This window comes from Thalassospira sp. MCCC 1A01148, from assembly GCF_001613795.1.
Lineage (GTDB): Bacteria > Pseudomonadota > Alphaproteobacteria > Rhodospirillales > Thalassospiraceae > Thalassospira.
On sequence record NZ_LPVZ01000012.1, the window covers coordinates 157662 to 179974 of the forward strand.

Annotated in this window: 21 protein-coding genes; all 21 read left to right on the plus strand. The window is 55.1% G+C overall.

From position 1 onward, the window contains the following. Positions 1 to 8: 8 nt before the first annotated feature. The 21 genes from AUQ43_RS03615 (at position 9) to AUQ43_RS03715 (ending at position 22239) form a co-directional block, all read left to right on the plus strand. Complete coding sequence (locus AUQ43_RS03615; RefSeq protein WP_062954557.1) at positions 9 to 638, plus strand: NADH-quinone oxidoreductase subunit C; 630 nt, start codon at positions 9 to 11, stop codon at positions 636 to 638. Then, positions 638 to 1816: an NADH-quinone oxidoreductase subunit D gene (locus tag AUQ43_RS03620; protein ID WP_062954560.1), complete on the plus strand. Its 1179-nt coding sequence runs from the start codon at positions 638 to 640 to the stop codon at positions 1814 to 1816. Before AUQ43_RS03615 ends, AUQ43_RS03620 begins: the two co-directional genes overlap by 1 nt. Continuing rightward, the gene (nuoE, locus tag AUQ43_RS03625) at positions 1813 to 2475 is read left to right on the plus strand and encodes an NADH-quinone oxidoreductase subunit NuoE (protein WP_062954563.1); all 663 of its coding nucleotides are present in this window, start codon (positions 1813 to 1815) and stop codon (positions 2473 to 2475) included. The genes AUQ43_RS03620 and nuoE overlap by 4 nt, the downstream gene beginning before the upstream one ends. A 1-nt stretch (position 2476) precedes the next feature. Then, complete coding sequence (nuoF, locus tag AUQ43_RS03630; RefSeq protein ID WP_062955238.1) at positions 2477 to 3757, plus strand: NADH-quinone oxidoreductase subunit NuoF; 1281 nt, start codon at positions 2477 to 2479, stop codon at positions 3755 to 3757. Positions 3758 to 3784: 27 nt separating this feature from the next. Continuing rightward, complete coding sequence (gene nuoG / locus AUQ43_RS03635; protein WP_062954566.1) at positions 3785 to 5845, plus strand: NADH-quinone oxidoreductase subunit NuoG; 2061 nt, start codon at positions 3785 to 3787, stop codon at positions 5843 to 5845. A gap of 87 nt (positions 5846 to 5932) precedes the next feature. Further along, on the plus strand, positions 5933 to 6946 hold the full coding sequence (nuoH, locus tag AUQ43_RS03640; RefSeq protein ID WP_062954568.1) for an NADH-quinone oxidoreductase subunit NuoH: 1014 nt from the start codon (positions 5933 to 5935) through the stop codon (positions 6944 to 6946). 31 nt (positions 6947 to 6977) lie between these two features. After that, positions 6978 to 7466, plus strand: a complete 489-nt coding sequence (gene nuoI, locus AUQ43_RS03645; protein ID WP_044826786.1) for an NADH-quinone oxidoreductase subunit NuoI — start codon at positions 6978 to 6980, stop codon at positions 7464 to 7466. Positions 7467 to 7549: 83 nt separating this feature from the next. Further along, positions 7550 to 8158: an NADH-quinone oxidoreductase subunit J gene (locus AUQ43_RS03650; RefSeq protein ID WP_062954571.1), complete on the plus strand. Its 609-nt coding sequence runs from the start codon at positions 7550 to 7552 to the stop codon at positions 8156 to 8158. Then, positions 8158 to 8466 carry an NADH-quinone oxidoreductase subunit NuoK gene (gene nuoK, locus AUQ43_RS03655; protein ID WP_007089416.1) on the plus strand — a complete coding sequence of 103 codons (309 nt, stop codon included), beginning with the start codon at positions 8158 to 8160 and terminating at the stop codon, positions 8464 to 8466. The genes AUQ43_RS03650 and nuoK overlap by 1 nt, the downstream gene beginning before the upstream one ends. Positions 8467 to 8473: 7 nt before the next feature. Then, complete coding sequence (nuoL, locus tag AUQ43_RS03660) at positions 8474 to 10477, plus strand: NADH-quinone oxidoreductase subunit L (protein ID WP_062954575.1); 2004 nt, start codon at positions 8474 to 8476, stop codon at positions 10475 to 10477. A 6-nt stretch (positions 10478 to 10483) separates the two neighbouring features. Beyond that, on the plus strand, positions 10484 to 12001 hold the full coding sequence (locus AUQ43_RS03665; protein WP_062954577.1) for an NADH-quinone oxidoreductase subunit M: 1518 nt from the start codon (positions 10484 to 10486) through the stop codon (positions 11999 to 12001). A 23-nt stretch (positions 12002 to 12024) separates the two neighbouring features. Then, positions 12025 to 13452: an NADH-quinone oxidoreductase subunit NuoN gene (gene nuoN / locus AUQ43_RS03670; RefSeq protein ID WP_062954579.1), complete on the plus strand. Its 1428-nt coding sequence runs from the start codon at positions 12025 to 12027 to the stop codon at positions 13450 to 13452. A gap of 2 nt (positions 13453 to 13454) precedes the next feature. Further along, positions 13455 to 14213 carry a biotin--[acetyl-CoA-carboxylase] ligase gene (locus AUQ43_RS03675; protein ID WP_062954581.1) on the plus strand — a complete coding sequence of 253 codons (759 nt, stop codon included), beginning with the start codon at positions 13455 to 13457 and terminating at the stop codon, positions 14211 to 14213. Between the two features lie 43 nt (positions 14214 to 14256). Then, positions 14257 to 15048, plus strand: a complete 792-nt coding sequence (locus tag AUQ43_RS03680; protein WP_062954584.1) for a type III pantothenate kinase — start codon at positions 14257 to 14259, stop codon at positions 15046 to 15048. Between the two features lie 87 nt (positions 15049 to 15135). Continuing rightward, a complete protein-coding gene (locus AUQ43_RS03685) occupies positions 15136 to 16812 on the plus strand; it encodes a ribonuclease J (RefSeq protein ID WP_181838573.1) in 1677 nt (558 codons plus the stop codon). A 105-nt stretch (positions 16813 to 16917) separates the two neighbouring features. Continuing rightward, a complete protein-coding gene (gene mce / locus AUQ43_RS03690; RefSeq protein WP_062954586.1) occupies positions 16918 to 17322 on the plus strand; it encodes a methylmalonyl-CoA epimerase in 405 nt (134 codons plus the stop codon). A gap of 113 nt (positions 17323 to 17435) precedes the next feature. Further along, a complete protein-coding gene (locus AUQ43_RS03695) occupies positions 17436 to 17675 on the plus strand; it encodes a DUF1467 family protein (protein WP_062954589.1) in 240 nt (79 codons plus the stop codon). Between the two features lie 483 nt (positions 17676 to 18158). Continuing rightward, on the plus strand, positions 18159 to 18653 hold the full coding sequence (locus AUQ43_RS03700; RefSeq protein WP_232310573.1) for a hypothetical protein: 495 nt from the start codon (positions 18159 to 18161) through the stop codon (positions 18651 to 18653). 162 nt (positions 18654 to 18815) lie between these two features. After that, positions 18816 to 20141, plus strand: coding sequence for a proline--tRNA ligase (gene proS, locus AUQ43_RS03705; RefSeq protein ID WP_062954594.1), 1326 nt, complete (start codon positions 18816 to 18818; stop codon positions 20139 to 20141). A 120-nt stretch (positions 20142 to 20261) separates the two neighbouring features. Then, on the plus strand, positions 20262 to 21512 hold the full coding sequence (locus tag AUQ43_RS03710) for a lipoprotein-releasing ABC transporter permease subunit (RefSeq protein ID WP_062954596.1): 1251 nt from the start codon (positions 20262 to 20264) through the stop codon (positions 21510 to 21512). Continuing rightward, the gene (locus AUQ43_RS03715) at positions 21505 to 22239 is read left to right on the plus strand and encodes an ABC transporter ATP-binding protein (protein WP_084271981.1); all 735 of its coding nucleotides are present in this window, start codon (positions 21505 to 21507) and stop codon (positions 22237 to 22239) included. The genes AUQ43_RS03710 and AUQ43_RS03715 overlap by 8 nt, the downstream gene beginning before the upstream one ends. Positions 22240 to 22313: the final 74 nt, after the last annotated feature.

The following is a 22313-nucleotide window of genomic DNA, read 5'->3' on the forward strand; positions in this document are numbered from 1 at the left end:
GGGCTTGCATGAGCGAACTGCTCAGCGATAACAGCGCTGCTTTGAACGATCTGAAAGATCTGGTGGCGTCCCAGCTGGCCGACGAACTCCTCGAAAGCGAGATTCGTTACGGCGAGTTGACCATCGTCGCCAAGCGCGATGATATCCTTAAAGTTCTGACCTTCCTTCGGGATGATACCGGCTGCTTGTTCAAGCAGCTTATTGATGTTTGTGGTGCGGACTACCCGGAACGTTCCGAGCGTTTCGACGTCGTCTATCACCTGTTGTCTCTGAAGCATAACCTGCGCATTCGTGTGAAGGTCCGTACCGACGAAGACACCCCGGTACCAAGCTGTGTCTCGCTTTTCAGCGCCGCCGACTGGTTCGAGCGCGAAGCGTGGGACATGTACGGTATCTTCTTCGCCGATCATCCGGATCCCCGCCGTATCCTGACCGACTATGGTTTCGAAGGTCATCCGCTGCGCAAGGACTTCCCGCTGACCGGGTATGTCGAAGTGCGTTATGACGACGAACAGAAGCGTGTTGTCTATGAGCCGGTCAAACTGGTTCAGGATTTCCGTAATTTCGATTTCGAAAGCCCGTGGGAAGGCATCCAGCATGTTCTTCCGGGTGATGAAAAGGCGGAGGGCAACGCCTGATGTCCGAACAAAAAATCAAAAATATGACCATGAACTTCGGCCCGCAGCACCCTGCGGCGCACGGCGTTCTGCGTTTGGTTCTGGAAATGGACGGCGAAGTCGTCGAACGTTCCGACCCGCATATTGGTCTTCTGCATCGTGGTACGGAAAAGCTGATCGAATATAAGACCTATATTCAGGCGACCCCGTATTTCGACCGTCTCGACTATGTCGCACCGATGAACCAGGAACATGCATATTGCCTGGCCATCGAAAAGCTGATGGGCGTCGAAGTGCCCAAGCGTGCGCAGTATATCCGTGTTCTGTATGCGGAGATCGGTCGTATTCTGAACCATCTTCTGAACCTGACGACCTTTGCACTGGACGTCGGGGCGATGACGCCGCTGCTTTGGGCGTTTGAAGAACGTGAAAAGCTCATGGAATTCTATGAGCGCGCCTGTGGCGCCCGTCTTCACGCCAACTATTTCCGTCCGGGCGGTGTTGCCGCCGACCTGCCGGCTGGTCTTCTTGATGATATTTCGGACTGGGCTAAACAGTTCGAAACCTTCATGAAAGACTTTGACCGTGTCCTGGTCGGCAACCGTATCTTCAAACAGCGTACGGTTGATATCGGTGTCGTGAGTGCTGAAGAGGCCCTTGATTGGGGCTTTACCGGTCCGAACATTCGTGCATCGGGTCTGGCATGGGATCTGCGCAAATCTCAGCCTTATGACTCGTACGAAGATTTCGACTTCGACATTCCTGTCGGCAAGAACGGCGATTGCTATGATCGCTTCCTTGTTCGTTTCGAGGAAATGTGGCAGTCGCTCAGCATCATCAAGCAGGCCATCAAGAATATGCCGGATGGTCCTGTTATTGTTGAAAACAACAAAGTGGCACCGCCGTCGCGCGCGCAGATGAAGCGTTCGATGGAAGCCCTTATTCACCACTTCAAACTCTTCACCGAAGGTTTCCACGTTCCGGCTGGCGAATGCTATGCCCCGGTCGAGGCACCGAAAGGCGAGTTTGGTGTGTATCTTGTTTCGGATGGCTCGAACCGTCCGTATCGCTGCAAAATCCGCGCCCCGGGGTTCCCGCACCTCCAAGGCCTCGACTTCATGTCCAAAGGTCACATGTTGGCCGACGTCGTTGCCAATATCGGGTCGCTAGATATCGTGTTCGGTGAGATTGACCGATGAGCCATTTGAGAAGACCAGCTCCGAAAGAGCTTCAACCGACCAGCTTTGCATTCACGCCTGAAAATCAGGAAAAGGCAAAGAAGATCATCGCCAAGTATCCGGAAGGCCGCCAGCAAAGTGCGGTCATGCCGTTGCTTGATCTGGCACAGCGTCAGACCGAGGGTAACTGGGTTCCGACCGTCGCAATGGATTACATTGCCGACATGCTCGAAATGCCGGCCATTCGCGTCTACGAGGTCGCAACCTTCTATACGATGTATAACCTTGCCCCGGTGGGTAAGAACTTCATCCAGGTTTGCACCACCACGCCGTGCTGGCTTCGCGGTTCTGCCGACGTTGTCGATACCTGCAAAAAGGAACTCGGCATAGGCGTTGGCGAAACCACCGAAGACGGTCAGTTCACCATGATCGAAGTTGAGTGCCTTGGTGCGTGTGTTAACGCCCCGATGATGCAGATTAATGACGATTATTACGAAGACCTGACTGCGGAAAGCACCAAGGCCATTCTTGATGCCCTCAAAAAGGGCGAGAAGCCGAAAGCCGGCCCGCAGAGCGGCCGCAAAGGGTGTGAGCCGATCGATGGTCCGAAGGTTCTGAAGGCTTTCTGTGGCTGCGGTGCAGCCCCGCAGGACGCGAATGCAAGCGAAGGGGACGCCTGATATGCTGCAGGATAAGGATCGTATCTTTACCAACCTGTATGGTTTCCAGGATTTCGGCCTCAAGGGCGCGCAATCCCGTGGTAACTGGGATGGTACCAAGGCATTGATCGAAAAGGGCCGCGACTGGATCATCGACGAGATGAAAGCATCCGGTATGCGTGGTCGTGGGGGCGCTGGCTTCCCGACCGGCCTGAAATGGTCCTTCATGCCAAAAGAATCTGATGGTCGTCCGAGCTATCTCGTGGTTAACGCCGACGAAGGCGAGCCGGGCACCTGTAAAGACCGCGAGATCATGCGTAATGATCCGCACACCCTGATTGAAGGTTGCCTTCTGGCCAGCTTCGCGATGAACGCCCACGCTGCTTATATCTATATCCGCGGCGAGTTCTATCACGAGGCATCCAACCTGCAGATTGCCATCGACCAGGCTTATGAAGCCGGTCTGGTGGGTAAAAATGCCTGCGGTTCGGGTTGGGATTTTGACATTTACCTGCACCTTGGTGCTGGCGCTTACATCTGTGGCGAAGAAACAGCCCTGATCGAAAGCTTAGAGGGTAAAAAAGGTCAGCCGCGCCTGAAGCCGCCATTCCCGGCAAACGCTGGTCTGTATGGTTGTCCGACCACTGTGAACAACGTTGAGTCGATCGCAGCCGTTCCGACCATTTTGCGTCGCGGCGGATCATGGTTCTCAAGCTTCGGTCGTGAAAACAACCACGGTACCAAGCTGTTTGCCATTTCCGGTCACGTTGAAAAACCGTGCACTGTCGAAGAAGCCATGAGCATTCCGCTCAAGGAACTGATCGAAAAGCATTGCGGCGGCGTTCGCGGCGGCTGGGACAACCTTCTTGCGGTTATTCCGGGCGGTTCATCTGTTCCGCTAATGCCAAAAGACGTCTGTGACGACGTTCTGATGGACTTTGACGGCCTGCGTGAAGTTGGCTCCGGTCTTGGTACGGCCGCTGTCATCGTCATGGACAAGTCGACTGACATTGTCTACGCGATCGCGCGTCTGTCGGAATTCTACAAGCATGAAAGCTGTGGCCAGTGCACGCCGTGCCGTGAAGGTACCGGCTGGATGATGCGCATGATGACGCGCATGGTCCGCGGCGAGGCCACGCTTGATGAGATTGATCTGTTGTGGGATGTGACCAAACAGGTCGAAGGCCACACCATTTGTGCGCTTGGCGATGCGGCTGCATGGCCGATTCAGGGCCTTATCCGTCATTTCCGTCCCGAAATGGAACGTCGGATCAAGGAATATCGCGCACGGATCGCGGCCTGAGAGAGGCCTGTTGAGAGGGATTGAGACATGCCGAAACTAACAGTTGACGGTATTGAAGTTGAAGTAGAAGCCGGGGCGACAGTTCTTCAGGCCTGTGAAGAGGCCGGTAAGGAAATCCCGCGTTTCTGCTATCACGAACGCCTGTCAATCGCCGGTAACTGCCGTATGTGCCTGGTGGAAATGGAACGTGCGCCGAAACCGGTCGCATCCTGTGCCATGCCGGCGGCAGATGGAATGGTGATCAAAACCGATTCCGATCTGGTCAAGAAAGCACGCAATGGCGTGATGGAATTCCTGCTGATCAACCATCCGCTGGATTGCCCGATTTGTGACCAGGGTGGTGAATGTGATCTGCAGGACCAGGCAATGGCCTATGGTTTTGACTCCTCACGTTACGCCGAGAAAAAACGTGCCGTGAAGGACAAGGAACTGGGCCCGATCGTCAAAACGATCATGACCCGTTGCATCCACTGCACCCGTTGCGTTCGCTTCTCCGAAGAAGTCGCCGGTGTCGGTACCATGGGTGCTGTCTACCGTGGCGAGGACACCGAAGTCGGACCGTATATCGAAGCGTCGATCAACTCCGAACTGTCGGGCAACCTGGTTGACCTTTGCCCGGTCGGGGCACTGACTTCCAAGCCGTATGCGTTTACTGCGCGTCCGTGGGAGCTCAAGAAAACCGATAGCGTCGATGTCATGGATGCGGTTGGATCCAATATTCGTATTGATGCCCGTACCGGCGAAGTGATGCGCGTTCTGCCGCGCACCCACGAAGACATCAACGAAGAATGGATTTCCGACAAAACCCGTTACGCCATTGACGGCCTGAAGCGTCAGCGTCTTGATCGTCCTTACGTGCGCAAGGATGGCAAACTCCAGCCGGCAAGCTGGGACGAGGCATTTGCTGCGATCAAGGCGAAGGTTTCCGGTCTGGCCGGCAACAAGATTGCCGCACTTGCAGGTGATACGGTCGATTGTGAATCGATGACCGCGCTGAAAGATCTGATGGGCAAGCTGGGATCTGCGAACCTTGATTGCCGTCAGGATGGCTCGAAGATTGGTGGCCCCCGTGCTTCCTATATCTTCAACAGCACCATTGCCGGCATTGACGAGGCAGATGCCTGCCTGATCGTCGGTGCCAATGTCCGTGCAGAAGCGCCGATCATCAATTCCCGCCTGCGCAAGCGCTGGCGTTCGACGGCTGGCGATTTCAAAGTCGGCATCATCGGTGAGAAGTGGGACCCGACCTACAAGAACGATTACCTCGGTGCTGGTCCGGACACCCTCCAGGAAATTCTGGATGGCAAGAACGACTTTGCCAAGGTTCTTGAAGCTGCTGAAAAGCCGATGATCATTGTCGGTATGGGCGCGCTCAGCCGTGAAGACGGTGATGCAGTCCTCGCTGCAACCCGCGCTATTGCCGAGAAATATGGCATGGTTGCTGGTGAATGGAACGGCTTTAACGTTCTGCACACCGCGGCATCGCGTGTTGGTGGCCTTGATCTTGGCTTCGTGCCGGGTGAGGGCGGTCTTGCGACCAACGACATTCTTGATGGCGTTGCCAAAGGCGATATCGAAGTTGTCTATCTTCTGGGTGCCGACGAAGTCGACATGAGCAAACTGGAAAAGGCATTTGTCATTTACCAGGGTGCGATGGGCGATGCCGGTGCACAGGCAGCCGACGTGATCCTGCCGGGTGCTGCCTACACCGAGAAGAACGGCACGTATGTCAACACCGAAGGCCGCGCCCAGCAGGGCTGGCGTGCGATCTTCCCGGTTGGTGACGCGCGCGAGGACTGGGCGATTGTTCGTGCACTTTCCGGTGCGCTCGATCTGACCCTGCCATACAACAACATCGATGCCGTTCGCGAGCGCATGGTGGAACTCAGCCCGACCTTTGCGTCGCTGAACGTTCCGACCAGAGCAGAATGGACCGATTTCGGCAAGGCAGGTGACATGAAGTCTGATGGCTTCGTATCGCCGGTTCGCAATTTCTATATGACCGACCCGATCAGCCGTGCATCGGTGACGATGGCCAAATGTACTGAGGCCTTTGTCAAGGATGCGGCTGCCGAGAAGGTTGCCTGAGTAAGGGGAGCGGCGATCTGATCGTCGCTCATCCCGCAAGGGGGTGTCCCAATTTTGGGACGAAACGCAAAAGATACGGTTTGACCGATGGAACTTCTTTGGGACGGATATATTGAACCGCTCGTCTGGATCGTCGCCAAAATTCTGGCGATTGTCCTGCCGCTGCTGGGTGCTGTCGCCTATCTGACCTACGCCGAGCGTAAGGTTATCGGTGCTATTCAGCTCCGTAAGGGCCCGAACGTTGTGGGGCCGTTTGGTCTCCTGCAGCCGCTTGCCGATGGTTTGAAGCTGTTTCTGAAAGAAACAATCATTCCGAGCAGCGCGAACAAGGGCGTGTTCATCATTGCCCCGATGCTGACCTTTATTCTGGCGATCATTGCCTGGGCGGTTATCCCGTTCGACGAAGGCATGGTTCTGGCTGACCTGAATGTCGGTATTCTTTACATCTTCGCGATTTCTTCGCTGGGTGTGTACGGTATCGTGATGGCCGGTTGGGCATCGAACTCCAAATACGCCTTCCTTGGTGCGCTGCGTTCCGGCGCCCAGATGGTCTCGTATGAGATTTCGATTGGCCTGATCATCATCTCGGTTCTGCTGACAACCGGCTCGCTGAATCTCAGCGACATTGTCCGGGGGCAGGTCGGCGGTATCTGGGAGTGGAACTTCGTTTATCACTTCCCGATGTTCATCGTCTTCATCGTATCCATTCTGGCTGAAACCAACCGCGCACCGTTTGACCTTCCCGAAGCGGAAGCCGAACTGGTATCGGGTTATAACGTCGACTATTCGGCAATGACCTTTGCGCTGTTCTTCCTGGGTGAATACGCAAACATGATCCTGATGAGTGGCCTGTGCGCCATTCTGTTCCTGGGTGGCTGGAGCGCGCCGTTGCCGTTCCTCGAATTCATCCCGGGCGCAATCTGGTTCATCTTCAAGATCTGCTTTGTTCTGTTCATCTTCCTGTGGGTCCGTGCAACCTTCCCGCGTTACCGCTATGACCAACTGATGCGTCTGGGCTGGAAAATCTTCCTGCCGCTGTCGTTTGCTTGGGTCATGCTGGTTGCAACGTTCCTCGTTGTTTTTGACAAGGTCCCGGCCTGATCGCCGCGCATCGGAAAGAGAGAGGTAAACGATGTCATTTATTGATCGGACGGCCCGGAGCTTCCTGCTCGCGGAACTCGTTTCGGGAATGGCGCTCACCTTGAAATACATGTTCAAGCCCAAGGTGACGATCAACTACCCGTACGAAAAAGGTCCGCTGAGCCCGCGTTTCCGTGGCGAACATGCGCTGCGCCGTTATCCGAACGGCGAAGAGCGTTGCATCGCCTGTAAACTTTGCGAAGCCATTTGCCCGGCACAGGCCATCACCATTGAGGTCGAGCCGCGCGATGATGGTTCGCGTCGTACCACGCGTTACGACATTGATATGACGAAATGCATTTACTGTGGCTTCTGCGAGGAAGCCTGCCCGGTGGATGCCATTGTCGAAGGTCCGAACTTCGAGTTCGCAACCGAAAACCGCGAGGAGCTGTTCTATGACAAGGACAAGCTGCTGGCAAACGGCGAGCGTTGGGAAGCCGAGCTTGCTGCACGATTGGAGGCAGACGCACCTTATCGGTAAGTGTCGCGTCTGATCGTTAGAAAGAGAGTTCATGGGCCGTTGTTAGCCATTGGGGCAGCAACGGTTCGCCAAGGGGGTACCTTATGGTCGTACAGGCTTTGGCTTTTTACCTGTTTGCTACCGTCGCGGTCTTGTCCGCGACTGCGGTTGTGACCGTTCGCAACCCGGTGCATTCGGTACTGTTGCTGATCTTGACATTCTTTAACGCAGCCGGACTTTTCGTCCTGCTGGGTGCCGAGTTTCTCGCCATGCTGCTCGTCGTCGTCTATGTCGGCGCGGTTGCAGTCCTGTTCCTGTTCGTCGTCATGATGCTCGACATTAACTTTGTCGAGATGCGTCAGGGCTTTTTGAACTATCTGCCGATCGGGGTTCTGATCGCGGTTGTTCTGTTTGTCGAACTGGCACTGGTTGGCGCTGGCTGGACCCTGACGGATGAGGCGGTCGCGGTTCTCGCGCAGCCGACACCGGCTGGTCTGACCAACGTCGAGGCACTTGGTCAACTGATCTACACCGATTACGCATACATCTTCCAGGCGGCTGGTCTGGTTCTGCTTGTTGCGATGATTGGCGCAATTGTCCTGACGCTGCGTCACCGTGATGGTGTCCGTCGTCAGAAAATCTCCGAGCAGGTCAAGCGTAACCGCGCTGATACGCTTGAAGTCAAAAAAGTTCCGGTCGGAAGGGGGATCTGATGGAAATCGGTCTTGCACATTATCTGACCGTCGCGGCGATCCTTTTCACACTCGGGATCTTCGGCATCTTCATGAACCGCAAGAACGTCATCATCATCATGATGTCGATCGAGCTGATGCTGCTGGCGGTCAACATCAATCTGGTCGCGTTCTCGTCGTTCCTCGGCGACCTCGTCGGACAGGTCTTTACCATCTTCGTTCTGACGGTTGCTGCGGCTGAAGCGGCAATTGGTCTGGCGATCCTGGTCGTTTACTTCCGTAACCGCGGCACCATCGCGGTCGAAGACATCAACATGATGAAGGGGTAAGGCAGATATGTATCCGTTGATTGTATTCCTGCCCCTGATCGCGGCAGTTCTTGCCGGGACCATTACGCTGGTCGGCGCCATGTCGACCGCGAAGCAGGCCCCGCATGATAGCCATGGTCATCACCATCATGGTGCGTCCTCGGCTGATCGCGTGGCCCAGCTGGTCACCGTTGCCGGTGTCGTGATTGCGTTTGTGATCTCGATCTTTGCCTTTGTCGATGTTGCGCTGGGTGGCAACCCGGTTGTGATCGAACTGTTTACCTGGATTTCCTCGGGCAGCTTTGATGCGTCCTGGTCGCTGCGTATTGATACGCTGACCTGTGTGATGCTGATCGTTGTGACCGGCGTGTCCTCGATGGTTCACATCTATTCCATCGGCTATATGTCGCATGATCCGGACAAGCCGCGCTTTATGGCGTATCTGAGCCTGTTCACCTTTGCGATGCTGATGCTGATTACCGCCGACAACCTGATCCAGCTGTTCTTCGGCTGGGAGGGCGTTGGTCTGGCATCGTATCTTCTGATCGGTTTCTGGTATTCCAAGCCGTCTGCATCGGCTGCTGCGATGAAAGCCTTCATCGTCAACCGTGTCGGTGACTTCGGCTTTGCCCTTGGTATCTTTGCGGTCTATGTCCTGTTCGACAGTGTCCAGTTCGACGTCATCTTTGGCAATGCCGAAGAAGTCGCTGGCGCAACGCTGATGTTCCTGGGCCATGAGTTCTCCGCACTTGAGATTACCTGCTTCCTGCTGTTCATCGGCGCGATGGGTAAATCAGCACAGCTTGGTCTTCACACCTGGCTTCCCGACGCAATGGAAGGCCCGACCCCGGTTTCCGCACTTATTCACGCGGCAACCATGGTGACGGCTGGTGTGTTCATGGTCGCGCGTCTGTCGCCGATCTTTGAATATGCTGAAACCACCCTGATGATCGTGACCATCGTTGGTGCCTCGACGGCGTTCTTCGCTGCGACCATCGCCTGTGTTCAGAACGACATCAAACGCGTCATTGCCTATTCGACCTGCTCGCAGCTGGGCTATATGTTCTTTGCTTGCGGCGTGTCGGCTTATTCGGCAGGTGTCTTCCACCTGATGACGCACGGTTTCTTCAAGGCGCTTCTGTTCCTTGGTGCCGGTTCGGTCATCCACGCCATGTCTGATGAACAGGATATGCGCAAGATGGGCGGTATTGCCAAAATGGTTCCGCTGACCTTCGCTGTCATGGTGATTGGTACGCTGGCGATTACCGGTGTTCCGGGCTTCGCGGGCTACTATTCCAAGGACCTGATCCTTGAAAGCGCCTATGCCGCACATACCGGTGTTGGTTTGTACGCCTTCTGGGCAGGTATTCTGGCTGCTCTGATGACCTCGTTCTATAGCTGGCGTCTGATCTTCCTGACCTTCTTCGGCGCACCGCGTGCGGATGAACGCACCATGGCACACGTGCATGAAAGCCCTGCAGTCATGACGGGTCCGCTCCTGTTCCTGACCGTTGGTGCGATCTTTGCCGGTTGGTTTGCATCGGATTGGTTCGGTGTCGGTGATTATGAGGAAATGCTGTCCTTCTGGAATGGCGCAATCTTCATGGCAGAAGGCCACAACGCACTTGAGAACGCACACCACGTCCCGGGTTGGGTCGTTTGGGCGCCGTTCGTTGCGATGCTGACCGGTCTGTCGCTTGCGATTGTCATGTACAAGTTGGTACCGACGCTTCCGCGCACGCTGGCCAACACCTTCAACGGTGTTTACCGCTTCGCGCTGAACAAATGGTACTTCGACGAACTCTATGACAAGATTTTCGTCAAGCCGGCCTTTGCTTTGGGCTATGGCTTCTGGAAATCAGGGGATGGTGCCGTCATTGATGGTTGCGGTCCGGATGGTGTTGCAGCCGTTTGCCGTAACATCGCACGTCGCGTCAGCGCCATTCAGAGTGGTTTCGTCTATCACTATGCATTTGCGATGCTGATCGGCATTGCGGCGCTGGTCTCCTACACAATTTGGAAGATGGGTTAACGGGCGATGAGTGATTGGCCAATTCTTTCGATCGTCACTTTCCTGCCGCTGGTCGGTGCAGCCCTGCTGCTGCTGATCAACGGTGAAGAGGCGACTGTTGCCCGCAATTCCCGTTGGGTTGCGCTTTGGACCTCGGGGTTCACGTTCCTCGTATCCTTGATGCTGTGGGTGAACTTCGATGCAACGACCGCAGATTTCCAGTTTGTCGAGCAGGCGGACTGGATGCCGGGTCTGAACATTTCCTATCACATGGGCGTTGACGGTATTTCCGTTCTCTTCGTCCTGCTTGCGACCTTCCTCACACCGATTTGTATTCTGTCGGCTTGGGAAGCGATCCAGAAGCGCGTGAAGGAATACATGATCGCCTTCCTCGTTCTTGAAACGATGATGGTCGGCATGTTCAGCGCCCTTGACGGTCTGCTGTTCTATCTGTTCTTCGAAGGCGTCCTGATCCCGATGTTCATCATCATCGGCGTCTGGGGTGGTCAGCGTCGCGTCTATGCGGCATTCAAGCTGTTCCTCTACACCCTTCTTGGTTCGGTCCTGATGCTGGTGGCACTGCTTGCGATGTATTTCGAAGCCGGCACCACCGATATCCCGACCCTGATGGAATACGGCTTCGACTATAATATGCAGCTCTGGCTCTGGCTGGCCTTCTTTGCATCGTTCGCCGTCAAGGTGCCGATGTGGCCGGTCCATACCTGGCTGCCCGATGCCCACGTTGAGGCACCGACGGCCGGTTCTGTGATCCTGGCTGGTGTGCTCTTGAAAATGGGTGGTTACGGTTTCCTGCGTTTCTCGCTGCCGATGATGCCGCTGGCATCTGAAACCTTCGCACCGCTCGTCTTCACGCTGTCGATTGTTGCAATCATCTATACGTCGCTGGTCGCCCTTGCGCAGCAGGACATGAAGAAGCTGATTGCATACTCGTCGGTCGCCCATATGGGGATCGTGACCATCGGTGCGTTTACCTTTAACCAGCATGGTATCGAAGGTTCGATCTTCCAGATGCTCAGCCACGGTGTGGTTTCCGGTGCACTCTTCCTGTGTGTCGGTGTGGTCTATGACCGTATCCATACCCGCGAAATCGACGCCTATGGCGGTCTGGTGCATCGCATGCCGAGCTACGCACTGATCTTCATGTTCTTCACCATGGCATCGGTTGGTCTGCCGGGTACGGGCGGGTTCGTTGGTGAAATTCTCGCACTTCTGGGTGCATTCGAAGCCAACACCTGGGTCGCCTTCTTTGCGGCGACCGGTCTGATCCTTGGTGCGGCCTATGCGCTGTATCTCTATCGCCGGATTATTTTCGGGGCTCTGACCAAAGAGAACTTGAAAACCATCCTTGATCTGAGCCCGCGTGAATGGATTATCTTTGCACCGCTGGTGATCATCGTTCTGTGGATGGGGGTCTATCCGGTCTCCTTCCTCGACATCATGCATGTCTCGGTTGAGAACCTCGTCAACCAGGTCGAAACGGCCCAGGCTGCAGCGGCACACGCCGCCCAGCTGGCTGCGAATTGAGGGGAATGAACATGGGAGTTTCTATGCTCAACCTCGGGGCCGCGCTGCCCGAAATGTTTATGGCAGTTTCTGCCTTGGCGCTGTTGATGCTTGGGGTTTTCGCCGGCAAGGACAAATCCTTCCGCACCGTATCCTGGCTGGCAGTCGCCGCCCAGGTCGTTGCCATCGCTCTGGTCGTGATGGGTGATGGTGGTTCGGCATTCTATGGTCAGTTCAGCGCTGATCCGTTTGCCAAGTTCTGCAAGGTCCTGATCCTGATCGGTTCTGCAACCGGCATCATCATGACCATGAACTTTGCCGAGCGTGAGAACATGGCACGCTTCGAGTTCCCGATCCTGATCTCTCTTGCCACGCTTGGCATGATGGCGATGGTGTCGGCAACCGATATGCTGTCGCTGTATCTTGGTCTCGAACTGCAGTCGCTTGCGCTTTATGTTGTCGCTGCTATCCGCCGTGACACTGTGCGTTCGACAGAATCGGGCCTGAAATACTTCATCCTCGGATCGATCGCCTCTGGCATCCTGCTGTATGGCATGTCGATGGTTTATGGCTTCACCGGCACCACGAACTTCACCGTTCTTGGCGATACCCTTGTGGGTGGTGAACTGCCGCTTGGTGCGCTGGTTGGTCTGGCCTTCATCTTTGCCGGCCTGTGCTTCAAGGTTTCCGCCGTTCCGTTCCACATGTGGACCCCGGACGTCTATGAAGGTGCGCCGACCCCGGTCACGTCCTTCTTTGCAGTCGCGCCGAAGATTGCCGGTCTGGCACTCTTCATCCGCGTTGCCGTTGGTCCGTTTGGTGGTGCCGTCGAAGACTGGCAGCAGATCATTGTCCTGATCGCTATCCTGTCGATGGTTGTCGGTTCCTTTGCCGCACTTCGTCAGGAAAACATCAAACGTCTGATGGCCTATTCGTCCATTGGTCACGTTGGTTTCGCGCTTGTCGGTCTGGCTGCCGGTACCGAGGCCGGTGTCACGGGTGTTCTGGTTTATCTGGGTATCTACCTTGTCATGAACCTTGGCACCTTTGCCGTGATCCTGTGCATGCGTCGTAACGACCGCATGAACGAGGAAATCACAGATCTCGCCGGTCTGGCCAAAACCAAGCCGCTGATGGCTGCGATCACTGCGATCTTCATGTTCTCGATGGCAGGTATCCCGCCGCTGGCAGGCTTCTTTGGCAAGTTCTATGTCTTCAAGGCAGCCGTTGATGCCGGTCTTGTAACGCTTGCAGTTATCGGTTTGGTGACCTCGGTCGTCAGCGCCTATTACTACCTGCGTATCATCAAGGTCATGTACTTTGACGAGCCGGTCGAAGGCTTTGATCGCAATGGCACCGAGATGAATGTCATTATGGCGGTTGCCACGATCATCATCCTGGCCTTCGTCTTCTTCCCGAACCCGCTGATGGACAGCGCAGCTGTTGCCGCGGCATCGCTGTTTGGGATGTAAGAATGGCTTTGCGTACGATCCGTCTTCCCGAAGGTTTCACCCTTCACGAACGGGATACGATCGACAGCACAAACGAAGAGGCCAAGCGCCTCGCAGACAAGGGCGCCCAAAGTGGCGCCCTTGTTTTAGCCAGAAGCCAGACATCCGGTCGTGGTCGCCGTGGCCGGGTCTGGTCGTCGCCTGTAGGAAATCTTTATTCATCGCTCTTGCTGCGTCCGACCTGCTCATTGGCCGAAGCGGCCCGATTGACCTTTCTGATTGCTGTTGCCATGGCTGAGGCGGTCGAAACCGTTACCGGTGGTCATGTCCGTCCGGATTGCAAATGGCCCAATGATCTGATGGTTAACGGCCGCAAGATCTGCGGTATCCTGCTTGAAAGCGCATCCAACCAGCGTTCAGCGACCGATTACCTTGTGATCGGGGCAGGGGTTAATGTTGCTTTCTTCCCCGATGATTCAGAACGCCCGGCAACGTCATTGGCAGCCCTCGGTGCCCCAGTTTCGGTGGATGATCTGGTATCCACCTATGTCGCGCGTGTTGCGCACTGGTTGCCGATTTGGGAACAGGACGGTTTTGTCCCGATCCGCGAAGCCTGGCTGGCGCGGGGTTACGGGATCGGCAAGCCGGTTGCGGCGCGATTGACTGAACGCGAGCTCGCGGGAACTTTCGTCGGGCTTGATGACGATGGCTCACTTATCCTAAGAGAAGACAGCGGTGCCGAGCACCGTATCGGGGCAGGCGAAGTATTCTTTGCCGCCTGACACCATCCAATAGCTTGCTTTGTAGCGGAGGCTTGTAAGCATCATGTTGCTTGCGATTGACGCCGGGAACACCAACATCGTCTTTGCCGTTTTTGATGGCGATACCATTAAGGGCCAGTGGCGCTGTTCGACCACGACTGAACGCACCGCTGACGAGTTGGGTGTGTGGTTGCACCATCTTTTCACGCTTTCTGGCGTGCCCAAGGATGCGATCACGGGGGCCATTATTGCCACCGTGGTGCCTGCTGCGGAATTCAGCCTGAAAACCCTGTGTCGCCGCTATTTCAATGTCGAACCGATGGTGGTTGGCGATCCTGCGGTCAATCTTGACATGAAAGTCATCATGGACCGACCAAGCGAGGTTGGCGCAGACCGTCTTGTCAATGCGATTGCCGCCCATGAACTGTTTGGTGGACCGCTGGTGGTGCTTGATTTTGGTACAGCCACGACCTTTGACGTGGTTGATGACAATGGCGATTACCTTGGCGGTGTGATTGCGCCGGGTGTCAACCTGTCGATCAAGGCGCTGCATATGGCCGCCGCCCAGTTGCCAATGGTCGCGATTGAAGCGCCGCGCAGTGTGGTGGGCAAGAACACGGTCGAGGCCATGCAGTCCGGTGTTTACTGGGGCTATGTCTCGATGATCGAAGGATTGCTGGCGCGCATTCGCAAACAGCAAAATCTCGACCATATAAAAGTGGTGGCAACGGGCGGGCTTGCGCCGCTCTTTACCAAGGCAGTTGACGAAATTGAGCATCTGCATGGTGATCTGACCATGCTTGGACTGTTGATGATTTACCGTCGCAACAGCCAGCAGGCAGGTAAGTCCGCTTGATAAAGACTTGCGCCCTGCATGCCGAACGATTATTCCGCATCTAGGTCCTGACCCTAATCAACCTGCCGAAAACAAAGGATACCCTCTGTGGATTTGTATTTGCCAAAAGATGACGTTTTGTTCGTGCCGCTCGGAGGTTCCGGCGAAATTGGCATGAACCTGAACCTTTATGGCTATGACGATCAATGGTTGATGGTCGATATGGGTGTTTCGTTCGGCGAGGAAGGCCTGCCGGGCGTCGACGTGGTAATGCCCGATCCGACCTTTATCGAGGAGCGCAAGGACAAGCTGCTTGGTCTGGTTCTGACCCACGCGCACGAAGATCACCTGGGGGCCGTGCCATATCTGTGGCCGCGTTTGAAATGCCCGATCTATGCCACCCCGTTTGCCGCCGAATTCCTGAAGGCCAAGCTTTCCGAGACCGATTTCGCCGACGAAGTGCCGATCCATGTGATCGAACTTGGTGGTCGGTTCGAACTGGGGTGCTTTGATATCGAATTCGTCACCATGACGCATTCGATCCTGGAACCGAACGCGCTTGCCATCCGCACCCCCAAAGGCCTGATTGTCCATACTGGCGACTGGAAGTTCGACCCCGATCCCCAGATTGGCGAGGCATCGGATGTCAAAAAGCTCGAAGCACTGGGCGATGAAGGCGTTATGGCGCTGGTCTGTGATTCGACCAATGTGTTTTCTGAGGGCAAAACAGGCTCCGAAGGCGACGTTGCCAAAAACCTGTCCAAACTTTTTGCCGAACATCCACAAGGCCGCATTGCTGTTGCCTGCTTTGCCACCAACGTTGCCCGTGTGCAGTCGGTGATTGAGGCCGCCCACGAGAACGGGCGCTGTGTTGGTCTGGCTGGTCGGTCGCTTAATCGTGTAACAGAAGCTGCGCGCGAAGTCGGCTACCTGAAAGGCTATCCGAACCTTCTGACTGACGAAGATGCGATGGAGGTGCCCAAGGATCAGGTGCTTTTGATTTGCACCGGGTCACAGGGCGAACCGCGTGCCGCACTTTCGCGCATTGCCAAGGGCGATCATCCGACCGTCCAACTTGATCCGGGTGATACGGTGGTGTTCTCGGCGCGTGAAATTCCGGGCAATGAAAAGTCCATCGGCTATATCCAGAACATGCTGATCCGTCGTGGCGTCAAAGTCATTACTGCGCGCGATGAACCGATCCATGTATCGGGCCACCCCGGCCGCGAGGATTTGACGCGCATGTATCAGCTGACCCGGCCAAAGATCCTTGTCCCGGTTCATGGTGAAACCCGCCATCTGTGCGAACAGGCTGCCCTTGGTGCGGAATGCCAGATCCCAGAACAGGTGATTCCGCATGATGGCACGGTCATTCGATTGGCACCGGGTGATGCCCACGTCATTGGTGTGGCTGAGGCCGGTGTTCTTGCCCTTGATGGCGGTCGGTTGCTCAAACGCGATGCTGATACCTTCCGCAACCGCAATCGCATAGTCTGGAATGGCGTGATGTTTGTGACCATCGTGCTCAACCAGTTTGGTGAGATGGTCAACGATCCGATGATCACAGCCCCCAGCTTGTTTGACGAGCCCGGCGAAGAAACCCGTCTGGATCACTTTGCGGCCGAAATCGGCAATCGCATTGATCAGCTCAATGACGAAGAAGTTCTTGATGATTCCGCGGTGATTCTTGCCGTGCGTCAGGCGCTCCGGCGTCCGGTGCGCCAACGGATGGGCAAACGTCCGCTGATCGAGGTGCATCTGGTGCGCGTAAACGAGAACGGGTAATCGGTGATACACAGGCGCATTCGACCAAAAGCGCAGTTGTCTCCAACCGGCCTCAGACCCTAGATTGGCGTCAATCGGGCAGATTAAAGACGTTAGGAGAACACCATGATTGGACGGCTGAACCACGTTGCGATTGCTGTGCCGGACCTTGAAGCCGGGATTGCGCAATATCGCGATGTTCTGGGGGCAAAAGTCTCGGAGCCGCAAGACGAACCTGATCACGGCGTGACGGTTGTTTTTGTCGAACTGCCCAACACCAAGATCGAACTACTCTATCCGCTCGGTGAAAACTCTCCGATCAAGGGATTCCTTGAAAAGAATGCGTCGGGCGGCATTCATCATGTTTGCTATGAAGTCGATGACATTCTGGCTGCACGTGACAAGCTGCTGGCAAGTGGCGCCCGTGTGCTGGGGGATGGCGAACCAAAGATTGGCGCCCATGGCAAACCGGTCTTGTTCCTTCATCCCAAGGATTTCAACGGCACGCTTGTTGAACTCGAACAAGTTTGATCTCGTATCGGCTTTGACGAGACCCATCTCACAGCGTCCGGCCTTGCAAAAAGGGTCGGGCGTTTTTATCGTCTGCTGACCAAATAATTTGACCCCAACCCAAAGAGACATCCATGAACTGGTTTTCCGGAATACTTGTTTACATCGTTATCTGGTGGCTGGTGCTGTTTATGGTGCTGCCTGTCGGCGTAAAGCGGGTCGAAAATGTTGAGCCCGGCCATGACAGTGGTGCGCCGGAAAAAACGCATATGTGGAAAAAGATCCTCGCCACCAGCCTGATCTCGGCCATTCTTTGGGTTGTCGCATGGTTTGTGATTACCAGCGGCATGATCGAGGTGCGCCCGCCGAAATAAGTCGATTTCCGACAGGCCACAAAATATGAAACCCCGCACAAATTGCTGCGGGGTTTTGTCGTTCAGCCTTGCAGAAAAGTCATAGCTTGCAGGAGAGGGCAAAAAAAAAAGCAAGATCACAAGGATCTTGCTAAGACGCTATTTTTATAGCTGTTTTCCCGTAATCTTTTTATACTTCCTCCTCAAGACCTGGGCACGTAGCACAGGTTTTGTTTCGACGTCGCGCCAGCTTCTTGTATGCTTATTGGCAACAAAGCCTCCCGCAATTTTATGAGCGGCTGCGATACGCCATCCGCAACGATCTTGCGCCGTTAGCGGAGGACTAAAAAGCCACATGTTTCATTTTTATGCAAGATGTTTTGACCAAACTTCACAAATGAATCGTTGCTGCACTGCACACAGATAGGGCGAAGCTAAAACATGATCAATTTTCCATGGGTCCAGTCTATTGCTAGCGTCGGATTTGGTCATAAAATCAGACTATTGGCAGCTATTCCTGTGGTGATGTTGCTGGCGTTTCCGATGACCGCTGTGCTGGCCCAGGACGAATCCCCGTTCCCTTCTGGCAACGAAGGAACAGATAATGCTGTTGCAGGTGATGCTGCAGCATCGACCGAGCCAACGACACCGACAATCACGGTGTCGCGTTCAGCCTGCAAGGAACTGGTGCGCCATGTTGCCGATGATGACGTCACCTACAAACCGGGTGTGGATGTCCGTGGCAACAATGTCGCTCCGGCTGATTTGAATGGCGGCAGCAACATCTTGAAGTCATTGCCCAAGGAAATCGAGTTCCCGGTCTCCATCGACTTCTTTGAGTATTCCGGGATTGCGGTGCCCAATGGCGTGAGCGGCGAACAAAGCATTGGGAAAATCACCTACCGCAACGGACAGGTCTATTTCGACGACCAGCCGCTTGGCGATGCAGCCAACAGTGCAGAATTGATCGAGGCGTGCCGCAAGGCGGGCTTTCGCTGAACGCCCTTTGGGGGTGTTGTTCTCTATCGTAGTTTTGCCATCTTTGCCGCCTAATCGGCTATAGACGATATAAAGCAAGTTCCGGCTTGCGTTTCGGGCTGCTCTGTCGCATTTTCCGGGCAAGGTTACTAAACATTCAGATCTGATCATCACGAGGCATTGATGCGTCTTTCCCAGTTCTTTCTGCCGACCCTGAAGGAAACCCCTTCGGAAGCCCAGATTGCGTCCCATCGTCTGATGCTCCGCGCCGGTATGGTGCGCCAGCTGACCGCAGGGATCTATTCCTGGCTGCCACTCGGCCACCGTGTTCTTAAAAAGATCGAACAGATCGTTCGCGAAGAACAGGACAAGATTGGCTTTAACGAGCTGCTGATGCCGACCATCCAGCCGGCCGAGCTTTGGCAGGAAAGTGGTCGTTATGATGATTACGGCCTCGAGATGCTGCGCATCACCGACCGCCATGACCGCAAGATGCTGTTTGGTCCGACCAACGAAGAAGCGATCACCGACATCTTCCGCAAGGATGTGCGCTCTTATAAGCAACTGCCGCAGCTGCTCTATCATATTCAGTGGAAATTCCGTGACGAGATCCGCCCGCGCTTTGGCGTGATGCGTGGTCGCGAGTTCTATATGAAAGACGCGTACTCTTTCGATATCGATTACGAAAGCGCGCGTCACACCTATAACAAGATCTTCCTGGCCTATTGCCGGACTTTCACCCGTCTGGGTGTCAAGGCGATCCCGATGGTGGCCGATACCGGTCCGATCGGTGGTGATCTTAGCCATGAATTCATCATTCTGGCTGACACCGGCGAAAGCGAAGTTTTCTGCGACAAGAAGTGGCTTGATAAGGACCTGACCGGCAAGGGCGTTGATCTTAATGATCGTACCGGCCTTGAAAACTGGGTGCAGGGCACGCTGAAAGACTATGCCGCAACCGAGGAAATGCACGACGCCAATGACGATGCGGTTACCGCACTTGGTGATGATCTTGTCACCACGCGCGGTATCGAAGTCGGTCATATCTTCCACTTCGGCACCAAGTATTCCGAACCAATGGGCGCGACCGTTCTTGGCCCGGATGGCACCGAAGTTCCGGTTCAGATGGGCTCTTATGGCATCGGTGTGTCGCGTCTTGTCGGTGCGCTGATCGAAGCTTCCCACGACGAAAACGGCATCATCTGGCCCGAAGCCGTCGCACCGTATCAGGTTGGCCTGATCAACCTGCGCACCGGTGATGATACCTGTGATGCGGCTTGTGAAGATTACTATGCCAAACTGAACAATGCCGGGATCGAGGTCCTGTATGATGACCGTGACATCCGCGCGGGTGGCAAGTTTGCCGATATGGACCTGATCGGTCTGCCCTGGCAGATCGTCATCGGCCCCAAAGGTCTCAAGAACGGTGTTGTCGAGCTCAAGAACCGTAAATCGGGTGAGAAAACCGAAGTCACCTTTGAAGCGGCTCTTAATCAGATCAAGGGTTGATCTTGAAACGCATTTAAACGGGGCGGCCTATGCTGCCCCGTTGCCATTTCCGGTTTGGGTGCTAAGTCTTTTTTTATCCAACCCGGTTTCCTGTTCCGCTTCCACAAGGATCGATTGCCCATGTTCAGTCCGTTCGAGCGTATGGTGGCCTTTCGCTACCTGCGTCCACGTCGGCAGGAAGGCTTTGTTTCCGTCATCGCCATCTTTTCGCTACTCGGCATTATGCTGGGGGTTGCGACGCTCATCATTGTCATGTCGGTGATGAATGGTTTCCGGGCGGAACTGCTTGGCCGCATTCTCGGGCTGAACGGCCATATCTCTGTTTATGCACAGGGGAACGCGGGCATTGGCGATTACGCCAAGATCGAAGAACAGATCGCGACAACCGGCAATGTGGTGCTGAGCGTACCTGTGGTCGAAGGGCAGGTGATGGCATCGAAAAACGGTCGTGCATCCGGCGCCATTGTGCGTGGCATGCGCCCCGAAGATGTCAAGAAGCGCCAGACCATCGCGGACAATATCGTTTTCGGATCGCTTGATGATTTCAAGGGCGAGGACACCGTGATCATGGGCGCGCGTCTGGCCATGAAACTGGGCGTCGGTGTTGGTGATACGGTCAATCTGATTTCGCCAAAGGGGAATGTCACGGCATTTGGTTCTGTGCCGCGTGTGCGTGGCTACACCGTGGCGGGCCTGTTTGATATCGGCATGTATGAATATGACAGCGGCTTTATTTTCATGCCGCTGGCAGCTGCACAGACCTATTTCCGACTGCCGGAAAAAATCACCCATTTTGAAGTGATGCTCGAAGATATCGGCGCACTTGATGACACGATGGATGAACTGCTTGGCACGCTTTCCAGTTCACCGTTGCGTCTGGTCAATTGGCAGCAATCCAATGCCGGGTTCTTTAACGCGCTTCAGGTCGAACGTAATGTGATGTTCCTGATCCTGACCCTGATCATCCTTGTCGCAGCCTTTAACATCATTTCGGGCATGGTGATGCTGGTGAAGGACAAGGGGCGTGATATCGCCATCCTGCGCACCATGGGCGCGACCCGCCAGTCGATCATGAAGGTATTCTTCCTGGCCGGTGCCTCCATTGGCGTGCTCGGGACGATTTCCGGTCTGGTCATTGGTGTTCTGTTCTGCCTGAATATCGAGAATATCCGTCAGTTTATCCAAAGCCTGACCGGGACCGACCTGTTCAATGCCGAAATTTACTTCCTGTCGCAGCTGCCTGCTGACATGGATGTTGGCGAGGTTGTTATGGTCTGCATCATGTCGCTGACATTGTCCTTCCTTGCCACGGTCTATCCGGCATGGCGGGCATCGCGCCTCGATCCGGTGGAGGCCCTGCGTTATGAGTGATCTGTTGAAAACAACCGCCCAGCAACGCACGCGCAAGGTCGTACTGCGTCTTGAAAAGATTGATCGCATCTTCAATCAGGGCCCCGATCAGCTCGAAATCCTGAAATCGGTCGATCTGGAAATCCATCAGGGCGAAATCGTGGCCCTTGTCGGGCCATCCGGGGCGGGTAAATCAACTTTGCTTCAGATTGCCGGTTTGCTTGAAAAGCCTGATGGCGGGCTGGTTTCGATCGGTGGTAAGCGCAGCACGGATTTGTCTGACCTTGCGCGTACTGAAATGCGTCGCAGCCATATTGGCTTTGTTTATCAGTACCATCATCTGCTGCCGGAATTTTCAGCCCTTGAAAACGTCGTTATGCCGCAAATGATCAATGGCCTCAAACGGCCAGAGGCCGAAGAACGCGGGCTGGAATTGTTGCGCTGTCTGGGACTTGAAAACCGTGCGGGCCATCGTCCGGCGCGCCTCTCAGGTGGGGAGCAACAGCGCGTCGCGATTGCCCGTGCCTTGGCCAATGTGCCCGACGTTCTGTTTGCCGATGAACCCACCGGCAACCTTGATCCGCAAACGGCGGATACGGTGTTTGGGATGTTGATGACGCTTGTGCGCGAAACCGGTCTGGCGTCGCTGATTGCGACCCATAACCCAGAGCTTGCGCGTCAGATGGATCGGGTGGTCACCCTGCGAGATGGTCATTTGATCGAACTCGACCCGGCTGATCTTTCCTAAGCGATCAAAATTCTTTAAGCTGGTTTTGTCGTGCCCGTGATGGGCGCGACGATCCTGCATTTTTCTTATATTTC

Bases quoted from the DNA above. Each gene is read 5' to 3' on its own strand.
- nuoF (WP_062955238.1), top strand. From the start codon at position 2,477: ATGCTGCAGGATAAGGATCGTATCTTTACCAACCTGTATGGTTTCCAG.
- mce (WP_062954586.1), top strand. From the start codon at position 16,918: ATGATTGGACGGCTGAACCACGTTGCGATTGCTGTGCCGGACCTTGAA.
- AUQ43_RS03620 (WP_062954560.1), top strand. From the start codon at position 638: ATGTCCGAACAAAAAATCAAAAATATGACCATGAACTTCGGCCCGCAG.
- AUQ43_RS03615 (WP_062954557.1), top strand. From the start codon at position 9: ATGAGCGAACTGCTCAGCGATAACAGCGCTGCTTTGAACGATCTGAAA.
- AUQ43_RS03680 (WP_062954584.1), top strand. From the start codon at position 14,257: ATGTTGCTTGCGATTGACGCCGGGAACACCAACATCGTCTTTGCCGTT.
- nuoK (WP_007089416.1), top strand. From the start codon at position 8,158: ATGGAAATCGGTCTTGCACATTATCTGACCGTCGCGGCGATCCTTTTC.
- nuoE (WP_062954563.1), top strand. From the start codon at position 1,813: ATGAGCCATTTGAGAAGACCAGCTCCGAAAGAGCTTCAACCGACCAGC.
- AUQ43_RS03675 (WP_062954581.1), top strand. From the start codon at position 13,455: ATGGCTTTGCGTACGATCCGTCTTCCCGAAGGTTTCACCCTTCACGAA.
- AUQ43_RS03715 (WP_084271981.1), top strand. From the start codon at position 21,505: ATGAGTGATCTGTTGAAAACAACCGCCCAGCAACGCACGCGCAAGGTC.
- AUQ43_RS03665 (WP_062954577.1), top strand. From the start codon at position 10,484: ATGAGTGATTGGCCAATTCTTTCGATCGTCACTTTCCTGCCGCTGGTC.
- AUQ43_RS03650 (WP_062954571.1), top strand. From the start codon at position 7,550: ATGGTCGTACAGGCTTTGGCTTTTTACCTGTTTGCTACCGTCGCGGTC.
- proS (WP_062954594.1), top strand. From the start codon at position 18,816: ATGCGTCTTTCCCAGTTCTTTCTGCCGACCCTGAAGGAAACCCCTTCG.
- AUQ43_RS03695 (WP_062954589.1), top strand. From the start codon at position 17,436: ATGAACTGGTTTTCCGGAATACTTGTTTACATCGTTATCTGGTGGCTG.
- nuoG (WP_062954566.1), top strand. From the start codon at position 3,785: ATGCCGAAACTAACAGTTGACGGTATTGAAGTTGAAGTAGAAGCCGGG.
- nuoH (WP_062954568.1), top strand. From the start codon at position 5,933: ATGGAACTTCTTTGGGACGGATATATTGAACCGCTCGTCTGGATCGTC.
- nuoL (WP_062954575.1), top strand. From the start codon at position 8,474: ATGTATCCGTTGATTGTATTCCTGCCCCTGATCGCGGCAGTTCTTGCC.
- nuoN (WP_062954579.1), top strand. From the start codon at position 12,025: ATGCTCAACCTCGGGGCCGCGCTGCCCGAAATGTTTATGGCAGTTTCT.
- AUQ43_RS03710 (WP_062954596.1), top strand. From the start codon at position 20,262: ATGTTCAGTCCGTTCGAGCGTATGGTGGCCTTTCGCTACCTGCGTCCA.
- nuoI (WP_044826786.1), top strand. From the start codon at position 6,978: ATGTCATTTATTGATCGGACGGCCCGGAGCTTCCTGCTCGCGGAACTC.